We start from the raw sequence: 23,991 nt of genomic DNA on the forward strand, positions 1-23,991 counted from the left end.
GGTGCCCCCACCGTGTACGTCGGCGGCGGGGGGTGCAGCCGGATCAACGACACGACCGCCCGCCGGGTCGTTCTTCGCGTTCCACCGTCGCCCGCCCTCCCGCCCGTGGTACGACATCCGCAGGGCGCCACCGGGAGGAGTGCCGATGGCGAGCGCGCCGGAACGGCTGCTGCGGCACCGTGAAGACCCGGTGAGCGCCTCCTTCCTGGAACTCTTCTTCGACCTGGCGTTCGTCCTCGCGCTCAGCCAACTGGCCAGCATCCTGCTGGCCGACCTGAACGTCGGCGGCGCGCTGCGGACCGCGCTGCTGCTGGCCACGCTCTGGTGGGTCTGGGTGACCACCACCTGGTTCACCGACTGGTTCGCACCGAGCGCCACGGTCGTGCGCTTGATCCTGGTCGCCGCCGCGCTGGCCAGCCTGCTGATGGGCACGGCCGTCCCGGAGGCGCTGGGAGACCGGGCGCCGCTCTTCGCGGGCGCCTTCGTCACGCTCAACGTCGGCCGGAACGTGCTCACCAGCATCCTGCTGCGCGGTCACCCGCGGCGTTCGCGCAGCCTGCGGATCCTGTTCTGGTTCTGCGCCAGCGGGGCCCTGTGGCTGGTCGGCGCGCTGGTGCCGGTGGCGCGTGTCCCGCTCTGGCTGATCGCCATGGCGACGGACTATGTCGGACCGAGCGTCGGGTGGCCCACGCCGGGGCTCGGCCGGGCCCGCCGGGACGAGTTGCGGCTGACCGGCGGGCACCTGTCCGAGCGGTTCCAGCAGATCTTCATCATCTCGCTCGGCGAGTTGATCCTGGTCGCGGGCCTGGCGTACGCCGCGACCGACCTGGGTTTGGCGCAGACCGCCGCCTTCCTGCTGGTCTTCACGATGGCCGTGCTGACCGGGCTGCTCTACATCACGCCGGCCGGCGGACGTCTGGGCCAGGCCCTCGAGCGGGCCGACCCGTCCCGGCTCGGCCCTGGCTCCGCATACCTGCACCTGGTGATGGTCGGTGGGGTGGTGGCCACCGCCGTCGGGGCGGAGCTGGCCATCGCCCACCCGACCGAGCCGGGCGCGGTGGCGGTGGTCGTCGCCGGTCCGGCCCTCTTCCTGACCGGCCGGCTGCTGCTCTCCGCCGCCATCGACCGCCGGTTCTCCTGGCCCCGGCTGGCCGCGCTGCCGGCGCTGCTCGTGGTGGGTCTGCTGACGGCGGGACTGCCCCTGCTGGTGGCGACCGCGGCCAGCGCCGCGATCCTTCTCATCGTGGCCGTGCTGGAGTGGACCGCGGTCTTCGCGCCCCGCGAGCGCGGGTGAGGCGGCGCAGCTCGCCTGTCCCACCCGCGCCGCGGTGAGCAAACCGCGCGACTACGATCGGCCAGCCATGGACGACAGCCCGGAGCGCGAGATGATCGCCGTACCGGCGGGGCGGGTGACGCTCTCCGACCGGCGGACGCAGCGGCAGTGGTCGGTGTCGCTCGCGCCCTACCAACTTTCGGTGTTCCCGGTCACCCAGGCCCAGTACGCGCAGGTCACCGGTGAGCGGCCGAGCAGCCACCAGGGCGATCGACTTCCCGTCGAGACCGTCTCCTGGTGGGACGCGATCCGCTACTGCAACGCCCTGTCCGGACGGCACGGCCTGGCGCCCGCGTACCGCCTCGACGCGAACGGTGAAGACGTCGAGTGGGACGGCACCGCCGATGGCTACCGGCTGCCGACCGAAGCCGAGTGGGAGTACGCCTGCCGGGCCGGCACCACCGGCCCGCGCTACGGGCCGCTCGACGAGATCGCCTGGTACCGCGGCAACTCACAGGAGCGGATCCACGAGGTGGGCGGCAAGCGCCCCAATGCGTGGGGCCTGCACGACATGCTCGGCAACGTCTGGGACTGGTGCTGGGACGTCTACGACGCCGAGGTCTACGGCAGCTACCGGGTGCTCCGTGGCGGCGGCTGGTTCGACGAGCACTGGAGCTGCCGGGCCTCGGTGCGGCGCCGCAGCCACCCGAGCTTCCAGGTCGACGACGTGGGTTTCCGCGTCGCGCGTTCGACCCGCCGCTGAGCACGTCCCTCGCCCGCTCCGTGCGGCTGGTCGCGGGTCCGCCTGTGGGTCGAGTCGGGGAACGTCCTCCTGAGACGGCACTGCCCGGCCGGCGAAGAGTCGCCGGCCGGGCAGTGTTCCGGCCCTGGTCAGTTCTGGGTGGCCAGGTCCTTCAGGCCGTCCAGCATCTCGGCGAAGTCGGCGGTTTCCGCCGGCGGCGGCGTCTCGATGCTCACCGCCTTGCCGTAGTCGGTGTAGTCGACCACCATGTCGCCCATCTTGCCCATGACCATGCCCGCCCGGCGCGGCCGGTACTGCTCGTCGACCCACAGGTCGATCTTGATCTCCTTGACGCCCTGCTTGGCGAACTCCTTCTCGACGCCCGACCGCAGTTCAGCGTCGAGCTGCCCCAGGTGGGTCGCCACGGGAGTGGTGACGGTGTAGTGGACGGTGGCCGCCCCGTTCACCGTCTCCTGGCCGACGACCGTCACACCCTCGGAGGCGAGCAGCGTCTTGACCTGCTTGGTCGGGTCGACGTCCTCGAACTGCTTGGTGAGGTCCATCCCCGCCTGCTCGCCGACGGTGCTCAGGTCCATCTTCATCCAGCGCTTGCCGCCGGTGCTGGCGCGGTCCTCCGCCGGAATCTCCACGTAGACCACGGCGCCGATCATCCGCACGGTGGTCGGGGCGCCGTCCGGGCCCGTCGTCGTCATCTCGGCCTTGACCGGGTCGCCCAGGTCCAGGACGCCCTGCATCGAGATCTGCTCGCCGCCCGCCGCGCCCTTCATCGTCAGGGTCACCGAATCGGTCTTGTCGGTGGCGTCGATCGTCTTCTGCAACGACCCCTTGAGATCACTGGCGAGCAGCTCCAGCACGCTGGGCTGCTCCGGCGCGTCCGACGAGCCGGGCTTCGAGCCGCAGGCGGACACCGCGAGTGCGGTGAGCGCCGAGACCGCCACGATCGTGGTCTTCTTCCAAAGTGACACGTAACAGCTTCTTTCCCCCGAAGGATTCTGGGGATCTCCCCAAGTAGACCGACGACAAGCTATCTCAAGCCGTCAAGCCCCGGGTGACACCTCACCACCGCCCGGTGAGCAGGCCGCTTCGCCGTCGCCGCCGTGCCGGGAAAGTGTCCCAACGGGCTCCTAGGCTGCTCGCCGTGACCGACCCGTACACCGTCTTCTGGGCCAAGGACCGCTGCCGGTCCGTCGCCACCGCCGCGGCCGCCCACGTACCCCTGCAGGTGCTCTTCGGTGGCCCGCACCTCTCGATGCCCAGCTTCCTGCGGGCCAAGGTCCGCCCCGGTGACCTGGTATGTCCGGTCGGCGTGCACGACCAGCGGCTGTACGTGCTGGGCCGGATGCGGGTCACCGCGAGCGAGGTTCTTGTCTGAGTCGCTGATCGAGGTGGATCTCCATCATCATGATCAGATGGCCCAGGTCGAGTTGCCACTCGCCGACACGCTCGCGCTCGGACGGTTGGCCTATCTCCGCCAGCGTTCGCTCGGCAATAGACGCTATCGGGCAGTCGACCAGGTGTGGCTCTGTGTCACACCTCGCTACCTGCACTGGAGTCGGCCCTCGGCCTTCGACCCCCACCTCGACTCGGTGCGACGCAGCCTCGTGACCTTCGAGCGGCTGGCAAAGCGGCGCGATCCGGGTGTTGCCGAGGCCTGGCAGGCGGTTCTCGCCGCCGTGGACCTGTTGCTCGCCGAGGGCCGGCAGCGTGCCGGTCACCGGATCCGGCCACGACGCATCTGACCGGCGCGGGGCATGGTCACGCCTCATCAGTTGCTCGCGGGTTGACCTCGCAACCCTGGCGGTCACACCGGCAGCACAATCCGGGCTTTTACCAATGTTTGTGATCGAACCGCCGAGTCGTCGTGTGACCATGAGCGGCGAGCGGCCGACCCGCCAGCGCCCCGGCACCGGTCGACCAGCCCAGGAGGTGGGGACGATGGCCAACGGCAGCAAAATCCGTGCCTTCCGGCTCGACACGCCGGAAGAAGCGATCGCCGACCTGCATCGGCGGATCGCGGCCACGCGCTGGCCCAGCCGCGAGCTGGTCAGCGACCGCTCCCAGGGCGTACAGCTGGCGACGGTCCAGGAACTGGCCCGCTACTGGACGACTGATCACGACTGGCGCGCGTGCGAGGCGAAGCTGAACGCCCTGCCGCAGTACACGACGGACATCGACGGCGTCGAAATCCACTTCATCCACGTGCAGTCGCAGCACGAGAACGCCCTGCCGCTGATAATGACGCACGGCTGGCCGGGTTCGGTCGTCGAGCTGCTCGGGGTCATCGGCCCGCTCACCGACCCGACCGCGCACGGCGGACGGGCCGAGGACGCCTTCCACCTCGTCCTGCCGTCACTGCCCGGCTACGGCTTCTCGGGCGTGCCGACCGAGCTCGGCTGGGAAAACGGCCGCATCGCGAGCGCGTGGGCGGAGCTGATGAACCGCCTCGGCTACTCGCGCTACGTCGCCCAGGGTGGCGACGTGGGCGCCGCCGTCACGGACGCGATGGGCCGCCAGGCACCCGACGGGCTGCTCGGCATCCACGTCAACCTGCTCGCCGGGGCGATCGGTATCAAGGACCAGCTGCCGGCGAAGTCCGAGCAGGAACGCGCGGCGCACGACGCGCTCAACACGTTCACCACGGACGGCTTCGGCTACTTCCTGGAGCAGTCCACCCGGCCACAGACGATCGGCTACTCCCTGATCGACTCACCCATCGGGCTGGCGGCCTGGATGTTCGACCACGACACGGACAGCTACTACAAGATCTCCCGCGCGATCGTCGACGGCCAGCCGACGGGCGGTCTCACCCGGGACAGCATCGTCGACAACGTCACGCTCTACTGGCTGACGGGCACCGGCACCTCGTCCGCCCGGTGGTACTGGGAATTCGGACGGTTCCTGGCCGCGGCCGGTGCGTCCGGCCAGGCCCCTCCGCCGGTCTCGGTTCCGGTCGGCTTCACGACGTTCCCCGGTGAGCTCTTTCCTGCCCCGCGCAGCTGGGTCGAGATGGTCTACCCCGGCCTCGCGTACTACAACGAGGCCGAGCGTGGCGGCCACTTCGCCGCCTGGGAGGAGCCCGACCTGTTCGCGGCCGAGATGCGGGCCGTGTTCCAGCCGCTACGGACATCCTGAACCCGCTCAGGTTCGCGCTCTATAGCGCGCCATCCTCGATCGCCTGGTCGACCAGGTTCGTTCCGCGACGCTGACCCAAGGCAGTTGTTTCGCTGAGGGACCGCTCGGCCGGCGAGCCTGGAAGTTTTCGCGCCAACACAATCGCGCGACGGAAGGTCAGATACCTGACTGCCAACCGCGCAGATCTGGGCTCGGCGCCGGTCGTGTTCGGGATTGTCCTAGATCTCTGCGAAGCCCGAGTTATCTAAGGTCGCGACGAGCTTCCGGCTCGCCGCTACGATGCAGCCTCCGAGGCACGTCGCACCAGCGGAGGGCGCGCATGCTTGGGCCCCAGAGAACGGTGAGAACAAAGACGACCATTTGGCGCTACAGACTGTGGCGATACAGGTTGACCACCGTGGGTATGGTCCTAGCCTCGTTCGGTTTGGCGACTTCTCTGGTGGACCCGCCTCGGCCAGTCAGTGTTGTTGCGGGGCTTGCTGGCGCTACTCTCTCCCTCATGGAGACCGGAGCCAACCGCCGGCGTTCGAAGGAAGTGCGGTTCCAGCTGCGGAAGGGCGACACCTATCAGGATGTAATTAGTCACTCGGTGGACCTCGGGCCAGTTGTGGAGAGCGCCCGCGACGTAGGGATTTTGCTGTCCCGCGAGAACGCCGAACTGCGCAAGCGCCCCATCCCGGCTATTGTCCAGAGCCCCGATTACAGGCTGCCACATGACTTACGGACCTGGTCCCTTGACTACTTAACCTACCGCGCGAGAACGGCAAAAATCTATAACGACAGTGCGCTCTGTCTGGCGTCGGACCTCTTGAGCGACGATGTTGTCAAGCTGAGAGCCGGCCGCTATTTCGACTTCATGTGCAGCAACCTGCTCGCCCCGTCCGACATCTGGGAGGTGGGGCGGAAGAGTCCTGCCCTTCGTGGCAGGGACCTCATCCTCGACCCAGACGGCCGACTCGTATCTTTCAAGCGCAGTCGCCTGGCGAACCTCATCGGCGTATCAACCCTGGCCTTCACCACCGACGGCCAGCTGCTCCTTGTCGCGCAGACGGACGACAACATCGGAAGCCCTGGCTTGCTCGCCCCCTCTGGTTCAGGTGCACTCGAACCTAAGGACGTGCCCGACAACACGGAGGAATGCACCATCCAGAAAGTCATGATACGCGGAGCCGAGCGCGAGTTGCGGGAAGAGTGCCATCTGACGGAGCGCGATTTAGAAAACAGCTCCCTCGTTGGGCACGGTCGCTGGATCAGCCGGGGGGCGATGCCTGAGTTCTGCGCCGTAACCCTCCTCGGCCTCACAGGTGATCAGGTGCTCGAGCGGTCACCGCGGCGGGTAGAAAGGTCTTACGTCCACGAATTTATGCCAGTCAGTCTGGCGCCTCCGCGGCTCTGGGATCCCAGTCGACCGCTCGACATGCTGCCTCAGCATCGACAGGCGGCTTCCTGGCCCTTGGCGCTTGGGCTCGCCTGCCTGGCGGAGTGCATCAACGACGAATCGTGGTCCTTGCGCGAGGACTTGTTGACGCGATTGGAGGGGTAGTCCCGCGTATGCGGAACTAGGCATCCAATCCTGGAGGGCTTTCGTCAACAGCCCCGCCGCCAAGGTCCGCCTCGGCCGTGGGGGGCGGAAAACCTCCAGGCGCAGTCGGATGGTTTCCGGCTTCCGACCGCCGACGGCGCTGCCTAGCGTCTATTGCATGATCGAACTACGTGAGCTGACGAAACGCTACGGCGACCAGGTCGCCGTCGACGGGCTGAGCGTCCGGGTGCAGCCGGGGGTGGTGACCGGCTTCCTCGGCCCGAACGGATCCGGCAAGTCGACGACGATGCGGATGATCCTCGGCCTGGATGCCCCGGACCATGGCGAGGCACTGATCGGCGGCGTCCGGTACCCGGACCTGAACTGGCCGCTGAGGACAGTCGGCGCGCTCCTCGATGCCGGGGCGTTCCATCCCGGCCGCAGCGCCCGTGCGCACCTGACCGCGCTGGCTGCGAGCAACGGCATCTCCGGTTCCCGTGTCGAACAGGTGCTGCGCATCGTCGGTCTGTCCGACGCGGCAACGCGGCGTGCCGGTACGTACTCGCTCGGCATGCGCCAGCGTCTCGGTGTCGCTGTGGCCCTGCTCGGCGACCCGGGCGTCCTCCTGCTCGACGAGCCGGTCAACGGACTGGATCCGGAGGGCATCCGCTGGATCCGGGACCTGCTGCGCGGACTCGCCGCCGAAGGCCGGACGGTGTTCGTGTCCAGCCACCTGATCGCCGAGATGGCGCTGACCGCTGACCGGCTGGTGGTGATCGGCCGCGGCCGGCTGCTGGCCGAGACGACCGTCGCCGAGCTCGCCGCCGGCGAAGACAGCCTGGAGGACGCGTTCTTCCGGCTCACCTCACAGGTCACCGACTATCGCGGAGTGGGAGCGTCATGAACGGGTACGGATTCCGGCACGCCGCCCGGATGGAGCGGATCAAGCTGAGCAGCGTCCGGTCGACGTGGTGGCTGGCGATCGCCGCGGTGGTCTCGATGGCCGCGGCGGGGGCCGGGGTGGGACTCGGGTACCGATCGCACACCCCGGTCGCCACCGCCGCCCAGATCCTGAACAACAGCCTCGGCGGCGCCATCGTGGCCCAGCTGCTCCTCGGAGCGCTCGGCGTCCTGATGGTGACCGGTGAATACGGCACCGGGATGATCCGCTCGACGTTCGCCGCCGTTCCGCGGCGTCGGACCGTCCTGGCCGCGAAGGTCGCCGTGTGCGGCGGCGCGGCTCTCACCGTCGGCCTGGTCGCGAGCTTCGCCGGCTATCTGGGCGGGCAGCTCGCGATCCGCGGCACCGCCATCCCGGCCGCATCCCTTTCAGACCCGCCGATCCTGCGCGCGGTCGTGCTGACCGGCGTGTATCTGGGCGTCACGGCGCTGATCGGGGTCGGCATCGGGACGATCGTGCGGCACTCGGGCGCCGCGATCGGCACGCTGTTCGGTCTGATGTTCGTACCGATGATCGTGGCCGGCCTGTTCGGCGAGAGCGGAATCCAGGTCGGCCGCTTCGTCCCGCTGTTGATGCTGCTCAACTCGATCGCGGTGACCTCGCCGGTACCCGGGCTGTTCTCCAGCTGGATCAGCGCGCTGCTGATGTGCGGGTACGCGGCGGTAGCGATTCTGTGCGGCGCCGTGCTGCTCCGCCACCGCGACGCGTGAGCAGCGACAATGGGCCGATGACCGCGCTGCGCGCTCCGTTCACCACACTGGCCCTGCGCCGGGCGGTGTTCTGCGTCGTCGGCGTGGTCAGCGCGGCCGCGATCCTGAGCGTGCCGGCGATCGGGCCGGCCCTGGGCGTCCTCTTCCTCTGGGCGACCGGAGCCCTGTCCGACCAGCCGGCACCTGCCGTCGCACCGGTGTTCCTCTTCCTGGTTCCGCTCACCGTCGCGTTCCTGGTCGTGCTGGCCGCCCCGATCGGGCGCGCGATGGGAGCCGTGCATCGCTCGCTCGCCGACCGGCTGCTCGACACGCATGTGGACGCCCCGCCGCCCCGGCCGTCGAAGCGGCTCAGCGCCGTGGTCGCCGACGGACCGGGCTGGCGCGCCGTCGGGTACGGCCTGCTCAAGGTGCCACTGGCCATCCCCGAGGGTTACGGCGCGTTCTGCTACGTGTTCGGCCTGGTCAACCTCAGCTACCCGGTGTGGTGGCCGCTGTTTCGCAACCATCCGCCCGGAACGCGCCTCGGACCGGTGTGGGCGCTGACGCCGTTCGGCACCATCGGTACGCGGACGTTCGCCGGGACGTTTCTCATCGCCGCGGCCGGCCTCGCCATGCTGCTGGTCGCACCGTGGTTGATGCGGGCCGGTACGACGCTGGACCTTGCCGCGATGCGACGGCTGCTCGGTCCGCGTCGGCTCGCCGAGCGGGTACGCGAACTGCAGGTCACCCGTGCCCGCGCGATCGACGACGCGGCCGCGATGATGCGCAGGCTGGAACGGGACCTGCACGACGGCGCGCAGATCCGGCTGGCCACGCTGGCGATGAACCTCGGCATGGCGACCGAGAAGCTCGGTGTCGACGGCCCGCCACCCGACCTCGCACAGGCCCGCGAACTGGTCGCGCTCGCCCACCGCGGAGCGAAGGATGCCCTCGCGGACCTGCGCGACCTGGTGCGCGGGATCCACCCGCCGGTCCTCGACAATGGTCTCGGCGACGCGCTGGCGACGCTCGCGACCAGCAGTGCCATCCCGGTCGCGGTGAACGTCGAGCTGCCCGACCGCCCGGCGCCCGCGATCGAGACCATCGCCTACTTCTGCGCCTCCGAGCTGCTCGCGAACGCGGCCAAACACAGCCGGGCGACCCGTATCGGGCTCGGTGTCGTCCGATCCGGCGAGCGCCTGATGGTGACCGTCAAGGACGACGGCATCGGCGGGGCGAGCCCGGACGGCCCCGGCCTGTCCGGCCTGGCCCGCCGCATCGCCGTCGTGGACGGCCGGATGCGCGTACACAGTCCGGCCGGCGGTCCGACCCGGGTCGAGATCGAGCTGCCCACACAGGTGTGAACGGAGGCGACGACATGCGGATGGTAATCGCGGAGGATGCCGCGATGATGCGCGAAGGGCTGGTGCGGCTGCTCACCGACCGCGGCTTCGAGGTGTGCGCGGCGGTGGCGGACGCGGATGCGTTGCGGTCCGCGGTTGCCGCCCACGTACCGGATGTAGCGATCGTCGACATCCGGATGCCACCGACGCACACCGACGAGGGACTGCGCGCAGCGATCGACATCCGACGCGACCATCCCGACGTCGGTGTGCTGGTGTTCTCCCAGTACGTGGAGACCCGCTACGCGACCCGGCTGCTCGCCGACCGGCCGACCGGCATCGGATACCTGCTCAAGGACCGGGTCGCCGACGTCGCCGATTTCGTGGACGCGCTGACGCGGGTGGCATCCGGTGGCACCGCACTGGATCCGGAGGTGGTGGGCCATTTGATGCGGGCCGGCCAGGGCACGGCCGGGGTGGCGTCGCTGACCCCCCGGGAGCGTGAGGTGCTTTCGCTGATGGCCGAGGGACGATCCAACGCCGGGATCGCGACGGCTCTTGTCATCACCGCCGGAGTCGTGGAGAAGCACGTGGCGAGCATCTTCGCGAAACTCGGTCTGCCGTCCTCGGACAGCGACAACCGCCGGGTCCTGGCCGTCCTCCGCCACGTCAGCGGCGGCTGATGACACTTAGAGACAACAGCATCACGTGCACTAGCCAGAGCTGAAGTCCGCTGCCCTTTCGTCGCGCTGTAGCTAGCGCCGAACCAGGCCTCCGATTGGTCAGCTTGTCCACGAGTACGGCGATCGTGCAGCGCCTCGGCCCCGATGCCGCGCCCGGCGGCCTCCACGGCCAGTGGAGTCCCCTCTGGTCTCTGGACGATCTCGGTCCACAAGCCGAGCGGCTGCGAGTTGGGAACGAGCGGTCCGCCCGCCGTCGTCCGCCCCTTCGCTGTCTCATCACCGCTCGGATTCAGGAGGCCAGCCGGCCCCGATCGCGGCGAAGCGACCCGGTTGAAGTCGCTCGCCGCACACCGCCGCCGGCCAGCCGTACGGCACTTCATCAGCCGCATCGACGCGAGCCTGGGCCGACGCCGCTAACTACAGCTCGCGCCGGGCCTTGCGCGCGACCAGTTCCAACACGGCGATTACCGTCCCGGCGCCGGCGATCTCACCCTGGGAGACGAGATGCCGCGCCTCCTCCAGCGGAATCCAGGCCACCCGCTCGGCCTCGTTGACGTCTACCGGAGCACCGATGTACGCCGCCTCCCGGGCAAGGAACACCAGGTTCTCCGCGTCCGCGGTTGCCACCCACGGCTGGAACGACAGCAACGGCTCCACCACCCCCGGACGCCACCCGGTCTCCTCCTCAACCTCCCGGACCGCACACGCCGCCGGCTGCTCGCCATCATCGACGTAGCCACCCGGCAGCTCCCACACCCACCGATCGAAGACAAACCGATGCCGCCGCATCAGCAGCAGACGCTCCTGATCGTCAAGCACCGCAACCATCGCCGACCGGGGCGCCCGGATCACGTACTGCTCGAAACGCACCCCATCCGGCAGTTCCACGTCGGCGATACTCAACCGCGCTCGCCGGCTGCCGTCCACCACCCGCTCACCATGAATCGTCCACCGCGTCGACTCGGTAACCTGCTCCTCCGCCACCAGGCCAGTATCCGACCACCAGCGCTGGGGTACATTGCTGCCTCGACGCCACACGGAAGCCGCTCACGGCAAAGCGACCCCGACCGAGGCCTATGACCTGCGGAGAAGTGGGCCGCCAGGGACTCGAACCCTGAACCTATGGATTGCCGGCGGGGTAGCCGGATCGGGTGTGGTGCGAGGTCATCCCGGCTGCTGGCGCGCATCTCGATCTGGTTCGGCTGGCACGGTTGCTGTACTTCGCTGCTGTACTGCTGGCGTCAGATCAGCCGCTGGATGCGGACCTTCGGGTGCTCGTGTCTCAGGTGGCCCTGCTTGTGCTGGCGGACCTGCTCGTCCCAGACCTCTTGGTCGTAGTCCGGGTCGGGCGGGATCCACTTGTGGGAGCCGTCGCTGTAGTGGAACTTCTCATCCCCGGGTCGCAGAATGCTCATCGAGTCCAGCCGAGGAATCGGTGATGCAGGTGGCCGGCGGGGACGTGGGCCAGGTCCTGCGCGGCGTCGACGAGTTGGGCTGCCAGGTAGAGAGCGAGCGATACCGGGGCTCGGTCGTACTCCGCTCGTAGCTCTCGACGGCGGGTGTGGCAGGGCCAGTCGGCGCCGCAGCCACCGCAGGTCCAGGCCGGCGTGATCGGGAGGTGGGTCGTCACTTGGGCTTCCTCCGCCCGGCCGGCGGTTCCGATGACGGAGCGGATAGCCGGCCGTCCTCTGACGGCCAGTGACCTCGGTTGATTGGGATTCGATGCCTCGTATGGCAGGGCAACTCGCCCCCGCATCGGCAGACCTTCCGCCATCGCTGCCATGACCAGGCGGGTCGGTGCCGCCTGGCCAGGGTTAGCGCGACGGCCACCAAGTACTCCTCGTACGACACGCGAGGCATGGGCCTCCCTTCGGATGTTTGTCGATGTCGCGGGCGGGCCGGAGTCGATCGCGGCTGTTGTCCCAGCTCATGTCACCGTAACGACGTAGGACTGTAGATACAATAAGATGTAGAACTGTTGGACACGTAGCGTCACATTTGTGATCGACCCCAGCGCGGATCGGGCCGTGTTCCGGCAGCTCGCAGACCTCCTGCGAGACCGGATCACGTCTGGCGACCTCGCGCCCGGCGCATCGCTACCGAGCGAGTTGCGACTGGCTCAGGAGTACGGGCTGAGTCGCACGAGCGTCCGACAAGCGGTAGCGCTACTCCGGTCGGAAGGGCTCGTGATCGTGGAACCACCCCGCGGCACGTTCGTCCGCGCCGACGAGCCGACCGAAACGGTGACCCTCCTCAAGGGCGATACCGCGACGGCGCGTATGCCGACCCCTGCTGAACGGCGCGAACTGGAGATCGGTGAGGGCATCCCGGTCATCGTGATCTTCCGAGCCGACGGATCCCGCGAGCTGTACGCCGCCGACCGCATCCGCGTCGGCCCCTGAGCCTGCCGTAACCGTCGACGAACCCGTCTGGGGGATGCGGACCCAAGCTATCGGCTCCTGCCGCCTGTTAGCAGCCAGTGTCGGTTAGCAGGTGCCTGCCGTCGTCGTATGACGTTCGGAAGCAACCCAGATCGAGGCCCGCGCTGCCTCTTCGCCGCCTCCCGGCTGCCTGATGTCGCCCTCATGAGCTCGGTGCAATCGGACGTGGCCCGATGGGCATACCGACACGTCGAGGTCAGGCCAGGTTGTGGCGAGCGAGCTGCCCACCCTCGCGATGTGACAAAGACAGCCGATCTGAGGCTTCGAAACCCTGTCCGTACCGCCGAACACTGGCTACGATTAGTGGCAGGAAGCTTGCTTCCGAACCCGCCTTAGGCCCCGCAGATGCGGGGCCTTCGTGCATCTACCGCTGTTGGTAAGCCATCGGGTACCAGCACTGGCGGTGCCACACCTTGGGCTCAATACGTGCCCAGAGCTGCTCGTTTGCCCGCTTGGCTTTCTCCACAGGCTCGGTGTGACATTCCATGCGGCGGTAGAGGAAGGTCACCAAGTCGATCGCCTGAACGAGCCGTGACGCGCTGGAAGGGGCAAAGTGCAACGTGTCGACGATCTGGGTTAGCTTCCTCGCCCGGTAGCCCCAAGTGCCGGATCTCCGATACATGGCCATGTCTGACCGATGCTTTGCCTGCTCGCCCACCTCGTCGGCGATGATCAGCACATGTTCCCCATGGGCCTTGGCGCAGTCATCGATGCGCTCAAGAAGATGCAGCAGTACCACTGAGTGCGGGGGCTCCGGCGCGAGGTACCGCTGGCGGAGCCCTGCTGCGTGAACCCCGCGGAGGATGATCGCCCGTGCGTGCTGACCAATTGCTTCGAATGCCTCGTTGTAGACGCCGATGCGAACCCGGGGCGGAATCCCCTCCCACCAGCCCTCACCCTGGAACAGCTCATAGCCATGCAGCTCAGCGTCCTCTGCCACGCTGTGGTTCTTCACAGCCTTGACGATGACCTCATCAAGTGCAGCAGTGATCGCCTGAGCCCCCGTGCCGTCACACAGCAGGGCGGCCATGTAGTACCAATCCGCACTGTAGGACTCATCGAGGTAGCCGAGCAGCATCGGGGCAGCCTATCGAAGCCGAGAGCAACGAGGCGGCCTGCGAGCCCGGGAAGCCGGCCAGGCAGGGACTCCACGCTTACAAGTTCTGTGCGTCGCATCCGCACCCGTCCGGGACCGGTCGCACGCTCGGAGTCGCGTCCGTGTCGGCTCGCTGGCTCGTCGCCGTTCGGTGCGGTTGCTGTCAGCGTTGCTGTCGACAGCACTCCCGCCCACCGACTCCGTGGGCGGTACCTTTGCCCCACATGGAACGATGCGCGGGCCGTTCGGGCCCTGGCCGGTAGTCCAACCGGATCCGGCCGTCGTGTTGCTCGTTCCGCCGTCATCGCCGCGCGGCGGGCCCGGCAGCCCGGCGATCAGGCCGTCTACGGAACCGCTCCGAATCGACCCTCGCGCTGACCTTCCCTGCACCCCCGGCACCCCAGCTACCCTGCGTAATAAGGGCTATCCGCTGCGTCGTGAGTGCGTTACGGTCGTGTCTGTCTATGGTGGAGCTGTGGAGGATGTATGGCGCGACGTAAGGGCCTAATTGCTCAAATGCTCGACGCGCGCAAGCAGGCCAAGAAGCTCCAGGCGCAGGCGGAGGCGCGCTGGCACCGCGAGTTGGTGGCCGAGCAGAAGCTTCAGGAAGCCGAGGCACGCCGCGAGGCTAAGCAAGCCGAGGCTGCAGCAAAGAAGGCCGAGGCCGCGCGCCTGCGGCAAGAAGTACAGGCTAAACGTCTGGCCGACCAAGCGGCGGCGAAGGCAGCTCGGGAGGCCACCCAGCGCGAGCGTGCTGAGGAACGACGCCGAGCTGCTGATGCCCGCGAGGAAGCGCAGGAGGCAGCCGCTGCGAAACGCCTGACGGAGCGGGAGGCAAATGCTCGCAAGATAGCAGAGGCGGAGTTTCGGACCGATGCCATCAGCGCAAAGATTGCCGAGTACTCACAGCTGCTAGCCCGGAGAAACAAGCGCGGCGCCATGTCTGCCCTCGAACTCAGCGCGGCGTTGTTGAACGGCGGACCACCCGCGTTTGTTGAGCGTCTACAACACGTCCTTGCCCAATCTCGATACCCCGAGGGCCTGACAGGCAAGGTCGCTGCTCATTATGATCCTGCCTCCACTGAGCTGCTGATTGAGTACGAGCTACCACTCCGGGACGTCGTGCCCCCCGTCGTCGCCTATCGCTACACGACGGCGAAGGGCATGGTTGCCATACCCCGCAAGGAACCCGAGACTAAGAAGCTGTACGGCGACCTCCTTGCACGACTGACATTGCGCACCATTGCCGAGACTTTCGACGTGACCTCCCCGGACCTCGTCACCGGCATCGTCTTCAACGGCTACGCCTCAACCAAGGACAAGGCGACTGGCCGCGCCATTCGCCCGCTCCTCATGAGCGTGGGTGTGGAGCGGGACAAGTTCGCCGTAGTGCAGCTCGATGAGCCAGAGCTGGATCCGGTACTGTGCCTTCGCAACCACCTGAACGCAATTGTTTCCCCGCATCCATACGACCTAGAGGCCGTCAGACCAGTGGTGTCCTTCGACCTTTCGAAGTACAAGTTCGTCGACGAGATGGATGTCGTCGCCGGCTTGGATAGCCGTACGGACCTACTCACACTCTCTCCTGGAGAGTTCGAACATCTCATTCGCCGCCTTTTCGAGAGCATCGGTATGAAGTCCTGGGTCACGCAAGCCTCAAAGGACGAAGGTGTAGACGGCGTCGCTGTCAATGAGGATCCGATCGTCGGCGGGCTCTGCATCATCCAAGCGAAGCGCTACAGCAAAATCGTGGGCCTTGAAGCCGTCCACGCACTTGCCGGCGTGATGGATCACAAACGAGCCGCCAAGGGTGTCCTGGTTACTACCTCGTGGGTTGGAAAGGCGAGCCGCGACTTCGCTGCGGCCAACGGACGCATCGAGATCATCGAGGGTCGCAATCTCAAGCACATGCTGAAGGAGCACCTTAATCTTGACGTCCTAATCGGCCTAGAAAAGCTTCCGCCGGGCTGGGACAGGGCAGACCTGGAGTAGGGGCATCCTCATCTAGACCGGATGAAGCACTCGCTGCAAGTTCTAGGCGCGTCGTCCGGCAGGGTCTGTACGCATCCGCGTCCTCGGGCGGCAGTTCGCCTTCGGTAGCCGGCGGCTGCCCACATCTTTGCCGTTGCAGTCAGCGCTGCTGGCAACGGTGCTGCAGCACACGGTTTAGGAAGGCAGTTGCGCTTGGCAACCGCGCCGGTCTTCTACCAGGGCACACGACCAACGTGTTCCTAGCGGCGGCTTTGATCATTCCGCGCATATTCCGGATCTTGCCCACCGGGGTCCCGAGGCACTCCGGCGCGCCTCCTTCGAACAGGCGTTCGCTTGGTATAGCGTGCCGCTAACCCTCGACCAACTGCAGCAGAGGCCACTCTTCATGACAGACGAACCTTTCCAGTTAACGCTCGTCGGCGAGCATGACGGATTCCGCCAGAACATCCGCATGGCCTTTGCGCTACTGCAGGCAATGGCCAACGAGAGTTCTTGCCCGCCAATCAACGTCACTGCAATTCTCGCGGACGACTTTGTCAGCGCCGTTGAATCTGCACAACATCGAGCCGGGATTGCAGATGGGCGACCCTTTGCTCTTGAACGCATTGGCGGCCTCGTTAGCGCAAAAAATGTCCCGACTGCACGCGACTATTCAACGGTCGAGATTGTCTTCAACTCTGAGCTTTGGGAAGCCTCGAATGATTCTCCAATGGCAGAGGGTATCCGGCTATGGATTGCTCTTCACGAGTTGGCGCATCCGGTCTTCGGGCGACTACGCCACGCTAGCGGCGCACTCGATGGGGTTCCATTCCCGTCCCATACCCCAAGCGAAGTAGCCCGTAGCATGATCCGCGTCGCCGTCGAGGAGATGCGATGCGACCAGATCGTTGACCGCATCCTTTCCAATGTTGCAAGCGTGCGCCGACCCGACGGAGAGGAATTGCCCCTCCGGCTTGGCATGCTTCACGATTTAGGCTACTGCCAAGCGGTCATTGAGGCTCTGGACGAGCGAGTCTATCCCGGCTGGCCAGACCTAGTTGAGGACTACCAATACCACCAGCTAAGCCTTGACGAGATGTGGGCGCGTCTGGCTACAAGCACTGACGGCATGCTTACGCTTCTTGGCCGCGCTCATGCTGAGGCCCTTTCAGTGGACTATCCGGGTCCACTGTCTAACGAAGCAGCGACCAGCCCAGGGACACAACTGTACCTTGGCCCTATGTGGGGGAGGATTGTCGCCGCCGCAATGAACCAGCCGCTGATTCCATCGCTCGACACATTCGCTCAGCTTGAAGCCGAGTTGCTAGATGAGGGAGAGAACGCCATCCACGAGATGTGGCGCAAGCTAGGTGTAGAGGTCGAGGAACTCGGCGATCGCAAGTTCGCGCTCTGGATCAGCGAACCAACCCGCATGCCCCAGCAGGATGAATTTCCCGGCTGAACCTTTGTACCGGCACCTGCGAGAGGACCGCCACCGAATCCCCTGCTCCTATGGATGTCAAACTCCGCCGGCTGACAGTGTCTGACTCCTGCGTCCCGAAGGAACCACCAGCCGGCTACGAGTTGCGCCAGCAGCAATGCTGTGTCAGACGTTAAAGCGGAACTAGAGCCCGATGCCCCCCCACCAGCGCGAACGACCCGCCGACACCTGCTCACACGGCGTATAGGGCTGCCATCGTTGGTGGCTGGTTGACGACGTTTGACAGTGTCTTGTGCCCCCTGTGTGCCCCGAAAGCAATCAGGGGTGGACGGGTCCCACAGGCAGGGAACGGACTGCTTGTTCGGATCCTGGCCGTCGCCACCGTCGACTACTCAAAGAACCGCCGGCCGCCGAACTCCGCCTGCAAGCGATCATCCAATTCATCCGCTAGCCCAACCATAACTTGCACGGCAAGCATAAGGTGCGGTCGCTGAAAGTGTCGCCCGAAAACCGGTATGGACGCCCAAACGGTTCCTGTTGAGAAATACATCCTACCGATAGGCATTCGGTTTGTGAATTCGGATAATCTGACCAGAAGATCAGGCGTTTGCTCGACCTCCGTTAGAATGGGGGAAAATACGTCAACGAGTGGCGGGGCGTCACGTGTTCTAACAAACACCATCGCCGACCCAGCCCTGATTGCAATATCGCCGTCATGGTCTATTTGCAAGTCCCCGACCTCGACTCTAGTCATGGCGGCAACGACTTGCTTGACACTCTCCTCTAATGGCTCTTCTTCAAGATATTCCGCATCAACTTCACTTCCGCCTTCTCGTGCGGTCGAAGAAGACTCGGCTTGAACCTTCTCGCCCTCCTCAACCCAGTGACCCACCAACGACCAAAACTCGATCAACTCACGTTCCGATATCGACGGACTCCCGGTGTAGGTGGGGTGAGATTGGCCGCGCAACCCAGCGCCTTGTCCAAATGCATGGTGGTGGTGGTGGGCTACGGCTGACGGAGCAGGGTCGACGTCGCGATCTTGACTTTGGTCTCTTGCTTGAGATTGACCTTGCTGCGTTACAGGAACCGAACTCTGCGTAGAGCCGGCTACTTTTAGCGACTCCGCAAGCCTACGGATGGCGAGCCTCATTCCTGTGTTCGCGGGTCCTAACCGTCCTAAAAGCGAATGTGACACGACGGCGTCCGCAGCTCTTTTGAGGTGGGTTTCGTTGAATGACAGAAGTTCGCCGTCGCCTGCCTCAAAATCTTCCATCCCTGCCGTCAACCGAGGGACACTCGTCCTACTAGACTCGGGAGTCGCACCACCCTCGGGGCTCCCCAAGTCCGACTGGCTTGAAGACGAAGTCCGGGAACGTCGCGCCATGTCATTTCCCCATTGTCTGCATTAGCGCCAGCACCACAGCTAACACGACCGCCGATCCTTGAAGATAGAACGCCACTGTCATCACCAGCAAGCGAGAGCGATTACCCTCCAGTGTCAGCATTTTCGATAGGAATAGTTCCGTAACCGCGTCAACTTGCTCCTTCTCACCGGCAGCAGCAGCCCACCGCTGCACGGCAACAAGACGCGGGCCTGGATGCAGCAACGGAACAAGCGTCATAACTCCAAGCGCACCGGCTATACCTAGAGCCCACAGTGCACCTGCCACATTGAGTTTTCCTGTCTGAATCCGGGCCGCCAAAACTGCCGCAGCAACGGCTGTGGTAGCGATGAGGAAGCCGGCACGACTTGCAATGGCGTCGCATTGGACCCGGACATGTTCCAGTTGTCTGTCAAGCTCAGCGAACATGCGGTCCGCGTGGGTCGTCACCCTAGATCCCCCTTGAGGATCGGCGGTACGTCGGGGTCATGCTAGCGATACTGGCTCGATTCCCACTATCGGTGACTTGTTCGAGACAGGGTGATCAAGGCTGTCTCACCACAGGAGTTCCCCATCCTTGCCATCCCGTCCGCCGTCGACCCGCCCTCTTGGGGAGTGGGCCGCCGCCCGGCCCGCCACGTCAAGACGGCCTTGACGCACGTTCGGACGCTGGCGGGTCGGGCGGCGGTCTGCTCGGCTTGCCCGGGTCGATGGCGGGCGGGATGGGCTACCGCGACCACCCACTGACCGTGACCCGCCGTGGGTGTCCCACCATCTCGGAGCCTGAGCGCCCCCGCCGGAGGCGCGGTATACCGCAACCCCACGACCGCCGTCAGCTCGCCCACGCGGCCGGAGTGGGCTCCCCTACGCCGCGCGGACCTGGCCGCGGCCCGGCCGGCTGCCGGCCCACTACCCCAACCGGTTACTGCCCTGTCGTTCTGCGGCGGCCCTTGGGCACTCGCTGTCCGCGCCAGCCGCCGGGCGTGTTGCGTGGCCGGAGTCGGAGCGCCAGCGGAGCGACGGACGCGCGCCCAGGCGGCGGCGCATGCGGCCCGTTCAGGGCCGCCTTGATAGACGTACAGAAAGTCCTCCCACACCGGCAGGCAGCCGGCGGTCCCCACACAGCCTCCGGGATCACGGTGGGTTGACGTGTCGGAACCCGGTGCTACTCTGGCGCTCGTCGAGCACGCCAGGGCGGCCTTCCCGCCGGATCGCTGGACTCGACGTTGGAGATGCTGAGCGGCCTTCCTGCCGCTGATGGGGGCCACGTCCCGCCGGCTCTCGATCGCACCGGTGCTGCACTGGTCTCCCGAATCCGCTGAGCGGCCCAGCACGGCCTTCCCCGCCGTCCACGATGGCCCGGATTCGCACACCTCCACGGGTGGGGCAGCCTGCGGCACCCGGCCGGATGCCGACATCCCAGGCTCCCCACCCGTGCCGACCTCCGTCAACGAGTCCACGAGCGCGAAAGGACACGACCATCGGCGGGACGTGGCACCACCACGAACCCGCCCTCCGGCGTCAGCCGCCCTCCCGGCGGTGTCAGGAGACACGACGAACACCACCAGCGGACCAGTGTCCACGGCTGGTGGTGCTTCGTCTCCCGTCCCTGCCACCCCCAGAGGAGAAGACCGTGTCTAGCCCGCTCACCCTGTATCGTCCCGGCGATGCCAGCGGCCGTGACGCCCAAGCCCTGCACCGCGCCGCCACGCCGGAGTTCTCCGGCTGGCTGGAGCACACTCGCACCGCCGGCGGCTGCGCCCGGCCGGTCCGCCTTACCGGCACCATCGCCGCTGTCGAGCGAGACACCGGCCGGGTCCTGGGCGAGCAGCACACCGACGAGCTGCCCGACGCGGCGCTCTACAAGGCGTGCGGCAACCGCCGCGAATCGCACTGCCCCGACTGCGCCTGGGTCTACCAGGGCGACGCCTACCAGGTCGTGCGCTGCGGCCTGACCGGCGGCAAAGGCGTCCCTGCCTCGGTTGGCCGGCACCCGGTCGTCTTCGCCACCTTCACCGCTCCATCCTTCGGTGCGGTCCACCACCGGCACATCCCGCGTCACACCTGCGCCACCCGGCAGCGCTGCGACTGCCGTCCGGCTCCCTGCCGCGCCCGCCACACCGCCGGCACCTGCCAGCACGGGCAGCCGGCGGCATGCTTCGCCCGTCACGACGCCGACGATCCGCGGCTTGGGCAGCCGTTGTGCCTGGACTGCTACGACCACGGCCACCAGGTCGTCTGGAACTACTTCTCGGGCGAACTGTGGCGGCGTACCAAGCAGGCAGTTGAACGGCACCTCGTCGCTCTCTGCCGCCGACGCGGCATCCCTCTCGTCCAACTCGTCACCGACTCCGGCAAGGTGCGACGGGTGCCGCCGGTGCGGGTGTCACACGGCAAGGTCGCCGAGATGCAGCGCCGGGCAGCCGTGCACTTCCACGTTCTGCTGCGCCTCGACGGCGTCGACTCCGACGACCCGGACGCGCTTGTGCCGCCGCCGGCCGGCATCACCGTCGACGACCTGGAGGCAGCCGTCCACGCCGCCGCCCGCCAGATCACCGTCACTCCGCCCTCGCACCCCGACCAGCAACGCGGCTGGGTGGTGGCCTGGGGCGAGCAGGTTGACGTCCGGCGCATCAAAACCGCCGGAGGCGAGTTGACCGACGGCAAGGTGGCCGCCTACCTCGCCAAGTACGCCACCAAGGCAACCGAAGCCACCGGCCACCAATCCGCCCGGCTCACGCCTGCCACCGTCGACGACTACGCCAATCCGGAAGGCGACCACCTCGCCCGCCTCATCGACGCCTGCTGGCACCTCGGACGGCCCAATGGCACCGACACCGCCAGCGGCGCCGCAACGGCCGACGTCCGTCAAGGCAGCCTTGACACCAAACCGAACGCCTACGCCGGGTTGCGCCGCTGGGCACATATGCTCGGCTTCGGCGGCCACTTCCTCACTAAGGCCCGCCGCTACTCGGTCACCTTCGGCCTGCTCCGCGACACTCGCGCCACCTACCGTCGCGACGACGGCGATCACACCGCCGACATTGTGACCGTCGGCGTCCTCAGCTACGCGGGATCTGGGTGGCTCACCGAGGGTGACGCCCTCCTGGCCAACACCGCCGCCGCGCAGCGCCGGCAGGCCAGACGCATCGGCCGGGAAGAACTCGCTCACGAAGCCTGGCTCACCGGGGCCGCCGCATGAACCACGACCTCCGCCCCCGCTGGTACTCACCCGCCGAGGTCGCCGTCCTGCTCGGCTTCGGCATCTCCAAGGTGAAGATGAAGATTGCCACCGGAGAACTCCGGTCGGTTAAGGACGGGAAGTATCGACGCATCCTGCCCGAGTGGGTCGATGAGTACATCCGTGACCAGGTCGACCGGCAGGAAGTCGCCTGATGCCCCGCCGCGCTCGCGCAAACGGAGAAGGCTCGATCTTCGCCTACCGCGACGGCTTCGCCGCCTACGTCTGGGTCGAGAAGCCGGACGGCAAGCGGGGCCGCAAATGGGTCTACGGCAAGACCCGCGAGGAGGTCCACGACAAGTGGATCAAACTGCACGGTCAGGCTAAGGCCGGCCCCGTGGCGACCAGGTCGCCGACGGTAGGGGAGTACGCCGCCTACTGGCTGCGGGAGATCGTCAGACCGAACCTGGCTCCAGGCAGCTACGTCACCTACGAGGTGGCGGTACGGCTGTACCTGGCTCCGGGTCTGGGTAAGAAGCGGCTCGACAAGCTGCGGGTCAGCGACGTTCAGACCTGGATCAACGCCGTAGGCCGGACCTGCCAGTGCTGCGCCCAAGGCAAGGACACTGGCCGCAAGCCGGCACAGCGGCGCTGCTGTGCGCTCGGCCAGTGCTGCCAGCATCTCCCGTCGGCGACCAGCATCGCCCACCTGCGGACGGTGCTGCGGACGATCCTGTCTCAGGCCATCACGGAGGGCCTGATCTCCCGCAACGTCGCCTCGCTCGTGAAGCTTCCGCCGGTCCGGTCCCGCAAGCGCAAAGCCTGGTCGAGTGACGAGGCTCGACGGTTCCTGGAGTCGGCCCGCGCCGACGATGACCCGCTTTACGCCGCCTACGTCCTAGTCCTGGTGCTCGGCCTTCGGAAGGGCGAAATGCTGGGACTGTCGTGGGCTGACGTCGACCTCGATGCGGCTGAGCTCACCATCGACCGGCAAATCCAGCGGGTGGGCGACCAGCTCCTGCACCGAGAGACGAAGACCGCCGCCTCCGATGCCACGCTGCCGCTGCCGGACATCTGCGCCGTGGCGCTTGGCCGCCGCCGCGCCGCCCAGGTCGCCACCATCGAAGCTGCCGGCCCCGCCTGGCAGCCGTCGGACCTCATCTTCACCACGCGTTACGGGCGGCCGGTCGAGCCCCGTAACTTCAACCGCTTTTGGGACCGCCGCTGCGACTCGGCCGGAGTGCGGCGCATCACCGTCCGGGACGCCCGCCGCACCTGCGCCTCACTGCTCGCCGACCTGGACGTGCACCCTCGGGTGGCCATGCAGATCCTTCGACACGCGCAGTTCGCCATCACGATGGAGATCTACACGGTGGTGTCCTCGGCGGCCACCCGCGAAGCGCTCAAGCGACTTGGTAAGGCGCTCGACCGATGAACGGCCTACTGCTGTACTTCGCTGCTGTACTGGCCCTGATCGAGGGAACCACAAGCCCGGTCAGGGCCTCTGACCTGGGTGTGAGTGGGCCGCCAGGGACTCGAACCCTGAACCTATGGATTAAAAGTCCACAGCTCTGCCATTGAGCTAGCGGCCCGCGCGCTCAGGTTACCGGACAGCGGTGACCGGCGAGTCGATCAAGGCCGCCGGCGGGTCGAGGCTTGGGTGGGCCGGCGCCGGGTATCGGACCGGTATGCGGTCGAGCGGCAAGCCGGCGGTGGCGGCCTCCGGCGAGGAGATCGGCCCGGACGGCGTACGCGAGCCGGGCGGCGAGGTGCACGCCTGGCTGCCGGGGCAGAACCAGACCGTCTGCGGGCTGCCGCTGAGCCGGAGCCGGCTGCGCCGGTTTCCGCACGTGCGGTTCGACTACGCGTCCACCGACGTGCTCACCGGTGCGGACCCGGTTGGCCGGATCTGCCCGCGCTGCCTGGCGGCCACGGAGGGCCGGCGGCGGGACGAGAAACGCCCCTGGACCCGCCACGCGCCCCGCCCCTGAGCTTCCCGCCCGCCGTGAGCGGGATGCCGATCCAGCCCGCGGCAGTATCGAGAATTCGACGTCGCACCGGCTGCCAACAGGCATTCGGAACGGTTGGCGGGCGGCTGGGCGGGTACCGG

General features: G+C 67.0%; 23 protein-coding genes, 1 tRNA gene and 1 pseudogene. 17 read left to right on the top strand and 8 right to left on the bottom strand.

Features of this window, described 5'->3' with window-relative positions:
* Positions 1-145 precede the first annotated feature (145 nt).
* Together AB0C04_RS02200 and AB0C04_RS02205 are read left to right on the top strand one after the other, a co-directional pair.
* On the top strand, positions 146-1,294 hold the full coding sequence (locus tag AB0C04_RS02200; protein WP_357047049.1) for a low temperature requirement protein A: 1,149 nt from the start codon (positions 146-148) through the stop codon (positions 1,292-1,294).
* A 67-nt stretch (positions 1,295-1,361) separates the two neighbouring features.
* Complete coding sequence (locus AB0C04_RS02205) at positions 1,362-2,036, top strand: SUMF1/EgtB/PvdO family nonheme iron enzyme (protein ID WP_357047051.1); 675 nt, start codon at positions 1,362-1,364, stop codon at positions 2,034-2,036.
* A gap of 128 nt (positions 2,037-2,164) precedes the next feature.
* Here AB0C04_RS02205 and AB0C04_RS02210 read toward each other — a convergent pair whose 3' ends face one another.
* Complete coding sequence (locus tag AB0C04_RS02210) at positions 2,165-3,001, bottom strand: hypothetical protein (protein WP_357047053.1); 837 nt, start codon at positions 2,999-3,001, stop codon at positions 2,165-2,167.
* 173 nt (positions 3,002-3,174) lie between these two features.
* On the opposite strand from AB0C04_RS02210, the gene AB0C04_RS02215 reads away from it, so the two are divergent.
* The 8 genes from AB0C04_RS02215 to AB0C04_RS02250 all read left to right on the top strand — a co-directional run bounded on the left by AB0C04_RS02215 (position 3,175) and on the right by AB0C04_RS02250 (position 10,366).
* The gene (locus AB0C04_RS02215; protein WP_357047055.1) at positions 3,175-3,408 is read left to right on the top strand and encodes a hypothetical protein; all 234 of its coding nucleotides are present in this window, start codon (positions 3,175-3,177) and stop codon (positions 3,406-3,408) included.
* A 37-nt stretch (positions 3,409-3,445) separates the two neighbouring features.
* Positions 3,446-3,775 carry a hypothetical protein gene (locus AB0C04_RS02220; protein ID WP_357047057.1) on the top strand — a complete coding sequence of 110 codons (330 nt, stop codon included), beginning with the start codon at positions 3,446-3,448 and terminating at the stop codon, positions 3,773-3,775.
* A 196-nt stretch (positions 3,776-3,971) separates the two neighbouring features.
* Positions 3,972-5,168 (top strand): epoxide hydrolase family protein, encoded by a 1,197-nt coding sequence (locus tag AB0C04_RS02225; RefSeq protein WP_357049059.1) that lies wholly within the window; start codon positions 3,972-3,974, stop codon positions 5,166-5,168.
* A gap of 499 nt (positions 5,169-5,667) precedes the next feature.
* The gene (locus AB0C04_RS02230; protein WP_357047059.1) at positions 5,668-6,711 is read left to right on the top strand and encodes a hypothetical protein; all 1,044 of its coding nucleotides are present in this window, start codon (positions 5,668-5,670) and stop codon (positions 6,709-6,711) included.
* 157 nt (positions 6,712-6,868) lie between these two features.
* Positions 6,869-7,594, top strand: a complete 726-nt coding sequence (locus AB0C04_RS02235) for an ATP-binding cassette domain-containing protein (RefSeq protein WP_357047061.1) — start codon at positions 6,869-6,871, stop codon at positions 7,592-7,594.
* On the top strand, positions 7,591-8,361 hold the full coding sequence (locus AB0C04_RS02240) for an ABC transporter permease (RefSeq protein ID WP_357047063.1): 771 nt from the start codon (positions 7,591-7,593) through the stop codon (positions 8,359-8,361). The genes AB0C04_RS02235 and AB0C04_RS02240 overlap by 4 nt, the downstream gene beginning before the upstream one ends.
* 17 nt (positions 8,362-8,378) lie before the next feature.
* Positions 8,379-9,704, top strand: a complete 1,326-nt coding sequence (locus AB0C04_RS02245; RefSeq protein WP_357047065.1) for a sensor domain-containing protein — start codon at positions 8,379-8,381, stop codon at positions 9,702-9,704.
* A 14-nt stretch (positions 9,705-9,718) separates the two neighbouring features.
* On the top strand, positions 9,719-10,366 hold the full coding sequence (locus AB0C04_RS02250) for a response regulator transcription factor (protein ID WP_357047067.1): 648 nt from the start codon (positions 9,719-9,721) through the stop codon (positions 10,364-10,366).
* 417 nt (positions 10,367-10,783) lie between these two features.
* On the opposite strand, the gene AB0C04_RS02255 is transcribed toward AB0C04_RS02250, so the two are convergent.
* From AB0C04_RS02255 to AB0C04_RS02265, 3 genes are all read right to left on the bottom strand, one after another.
* Entirely contained in the window at positions 10,784-11,350 is a 567-nt protein-coding gene (locus AB0C04_RS02255; protein WP_357047069.1) for an NUDIX hydrolase, read from the bottom strand.
* A 257-nt stretch (positions 11,351-11,607) separates the two neighbouring features.
* Positions 11,608-11,781, bottom strand: coding sequence for a hypothetical protein (locus tag AB0C04_RS02260; protein WP_357047071.1), 174 nt, complete (start codon positions 11,779-11,781; stop codon positions 11,608-11,610).
* On the bottom strand, positions 11,778-11,996 hold the full coding sequence (locus tag AB0C04_RS02265; RefSeq protein WP_357047073.1) for a flavin reductase: 219 nt from the start codon (positions 11,994-11,996) through the stop codon (positions 11,778-11,780). The genes AB0C04_RS02260 and AB0C04_RS02265 overlap by 4 nt, the downstream gene beginning before the upstream one ends.
* Before the next feature lie 370 nt (positions 11,997-12,366).
* On the opposite strand from AB0C04_RS02265, the gene AB0C04_RS02270 reads away from it, so the two are divergent.
* On the top strand, positions 12,367-12,768 hold the full coding sequence (locus tag AB0C04_RS02270) for a winged helix-turn-helix domain-containing protein (RefSeq protein WP_357047075.1): 402 nt from the start codon (positions 12,367-12,369) through the stop codon (positions 12,766-12,768).
* A 403-nt stretch (positions 12,769-13,171) separates the two neighbouring features.
* Here AB0C04_RS02270 and AB0C04_RS02275 read toward each other — a convergent pair whose 3' ends face one another.
* Positions 13,172-13,885 (bottom strand): DUF3800 domain-containing protein, encoded by a 714-nt coding sequence (locus tag AB0C04_RS02275; RefSeq protein WP_357047077.1) that lies wholly within the window; start codon positions 13,883-13,885, stop codon positions 13,172-13,174.
* A 504-nt stretch (positions 13,886-14,389) separates the two neighbouring features.
* On the opposite strand from AB0C04_RS02275, the gene AB0C04_RS02280 reads away from it, so the two are divergent.
* Together AB0C04_RS02280 and AB0C04_RS02285 are read left to right on the top strand one after the other, a co-directional pair.
* Positions 14,390-15,895: a restriction endonuclease gene (locus AB0C04_RS02280; RefSeq protein ID WP_357047079.1), complete on the top strand. Its 1,506-nt coding sequence runs from the start codon at positions 14,390-14,392 to the stop codon at positions 15,893-15,895.
* A 385-nt stretch (positions 15,896-16,280) separates the two neighbouring features.
* The gene (locus AB0C04_RS02285) at positions 16,281-17,336 is read left to right on the top strand and encodes a hypothetical protein (RefSeq protein WP_357047081.1); all 1,056 of its coding nucleotides are present in this window, start codon (positions 16,281-16,283) and stop codon (positions 17,334-17,336) included.
* A 367-nt stretch (positions 17,337-17,703) separates the two neighbouring features.
* On the opposite strand, the pseudogene AB0C04_RS02290 reads toward AB0C04_RS02285, so the two are convergent.
* Both AB0C04_RS02290 and AB0C04_RS02295 read right to left on the bottom strand, forming a co-directional pair.
* Positions 17,704-18,105, bottom strand: a pseudogene (locus AB0C04_RS02290) (hypothetical protein); the annotation flags it as partial.
* Positions 18,106-18,703: 598 nt separating this feature from the next.
* Positions 18,704-19,150 carry a hypothetical protein gene (locus AB0C04_RS02295; RefSeq protein WP_357047083.1) on the bottom strand — a complete coding sequence of 149 codons (447 nt, stop codon included), beginning with the start codon at positions 19,148-19,150 and terminating at the stop codon, positions 18,704-18,706.
* 1,183 nt (positions 19,151-20,333) lie between these two features.
* Here AB0C04_RS02295 and AB0C04_RS02300 point away from each other — a divergent pair.
* The 3 genes from AB0C04_RS02300 to AB0C04_RS02310 are packed head-to-tail and all read left to right on the top strand — an operon-like array spanning position 20,334 to position 23,316.
* Positions 20,334-21,902, top strand: coding sequence for a replication initiator (locus AB0C04_RS02300; RefSeq protein ID WP_357047085.1), 1,569 nt, complete (start codon positions 20,334-20,336; stop codon positions 21,900-21,902).
* Entirely contained in the window at positions 21,899-22,096 is a 198-nt protein-coding gene (locus AB0C04_RS02305) for an excisionase family DNA-binding protein (RefSeq protein ID WP_357047087.1), read from the top strand. The genes AB0C04_RS02300 and AB0C04_RS02305 overlap by 4 nt, the downstream gene beginning before the upstream one ends.
* A complete protein-coding gene (locus AB0C04_RS02310) occupies positions 22,096-23,316 on the top strand; it encodes a site-specific integrase (RefSeq protein ID WP_357047089.1) in 1,221 nt (406 codons plus the stop codon). Before AB0C04_RS02305 ends, AB0C04_RS02310 begins: the two co-directional genes overlap by 1 nt.
* A gap of 85 nt (positions 23,317-23,401) precedes the next feature.
* On the opposite strand, the gene AB0C04_RS02315 is transcribed toward AB0C04_RS02310, so the two are convergent.
* Positions 23,402-23,473 (bottom strand) — tRNA-Lys (locus tag AB0C04_RS02315).
* A gap of 96 nt (positions 23,474-23,569) precedes the next feature.
* Here AB0C04_RS02315 and AB0C04_RS02320 point away from each other — a divergent pair.
* The gene (locus AB0C04_RS02320; RefSeq protein WP_357047091.1) at positions 23,570-23,872 is read left to right on the top strand and encodes a hypothetical protein; all 303 of its coding nucleotides are present in this window, start codon (positions 23,570-23,572) and stop codon (positions 23,870-23,872) included.
* Positions 23,873-23,991 lie beyond the last annotated feature (119 nt).

Origin of the sequence: Micromonospora sp. NPDC048909 (assembly GCF_040649635.1) — a bacterium.
In the GTDB taxonomy this organism is placed as follows: domain Bacteria; phylum Actinomycetota; class Actinomycetes; order Mycobacteriales; family Micromonosporaceae; genus Micromonospora.

Excerpts from the sequence above, each read along its gene's own strand:
- AB0C04_RS02200 (WP_357047049.1), top strand. The coding sequence starts at position 146 with ATGGCGAGCGCGCCGGAACGGCTGCTGCGGCACCGTGAAGACCCGGTG.
- AB0C04_RS02205 (WP_357047051.1), top strand. The coding sequence starts at position 1,362 with ATGGACGACAGCCCGGAGCGCGAGATGATCGCCGTACCGGCGGGGCGG.
- AB0C04_RS02220 (WP_357047057.1), top strand. The coding sequence starts at position 3,446 with ATGGCCCAGGTCGAGTTGCCACTCGCCGACACGCTCGCGCTCGGACGG.
- AB0C04_RS02225 (WP_357049059.1), top strand. The coding sequence starts at position 3,972 with ATGGCCAACGGCAGCAAAATCCGTGCCTTCCGGCTCGACACGCCGGAA.
- AB0C04_RS02230 (WP_357047059.1), top strand. The coding sequence starts at position 5,668 with ATGGAGACCGGAGCCAACCGCCGGCGTTCGAAGGAAGTGCGGTTCCAG.
- AB0C04_RS02235 (WP_357047061.1), top strand. The coding sequence starts at position 6,869 with ATGATCGAACTACGTGAGCTGACGAAACGCTACGGCGACCAGGTCGCC.
- AB0C04_RS02240 (WP_357047063.1), top strand. The coding sequence starts at position 7,591 with ATGAACGGGTACGGATTCCGGCACGCCGCCCGGATGGAGCGGATCAAG.
- AB0C04_RS02245 (WP_357047065.1), top strand. The coding sequence starts at position 8,379 with ATGACCGCGCTGCGCGCTCCGTTCACCACACTGGCCCTGCGCCGGGCG.
- AB0C04_RS02250 (WP_357047067.1), top strand. The coding sequence starts at position 9,719 with ATGCGGATGGTAATCGCGGAGGATGCCGCGATGATGCGCGAAGGGCTG.
- AB0C04_RS02260 (WP_357047071.1), bottom strand. The coding sequence starts at position 11,781 with ATGAGCATTCTGCGACCCGGGGATGAGAAGTTCCACTACAGCGACGGC.
- AB0C04_RS02275 (WP_357047077.1), bottom strand. The coding sequence starts at position 13,885 with ATGCTGCTCGGCTACCTCGATGAGTCCTACAGTGCGGATTGGTACTAC.
- AB0C04_RS02280 (WP_357047079.1), top strand. The coding sequence starts at position 14,390 with ATGGCGCGACGTAAGGGCCTAATTGCTCAAATGCTCGACGCGCGCAAG.
- AB0C04_RS02285 (WP_357047081.1), top strand. The coding sequence starts at position 16,281 with ATGACAGACGAACCTTTCCAGTTAACGCTCGTCGGCGAGCATGACGGA.
- AB0C04_RS02305 (WP_357047087.1), top strand. The coding sequence starts at position 21,899 with ATGAACCACGACCTCCGCCCCCGCTGGTACTCACCCGCCGAGGTCGCC.
- AB0C04_RS02310 (WP_357047089.1), top strand. The coding sequence starts at position 22,096 with ATGCCCCGCCGCGCTCGCGCAAACGGAGAAGGCTCGATCTTCGCCTAC.
- AB0C04_RS02320 (WP_357047091.1), top strand. The coding sequence starts at position 23,570 with ATGCGGTCGAGCGGCAAGCCGGCGGTGGCGGCCTCCGGCGAGGAGATC.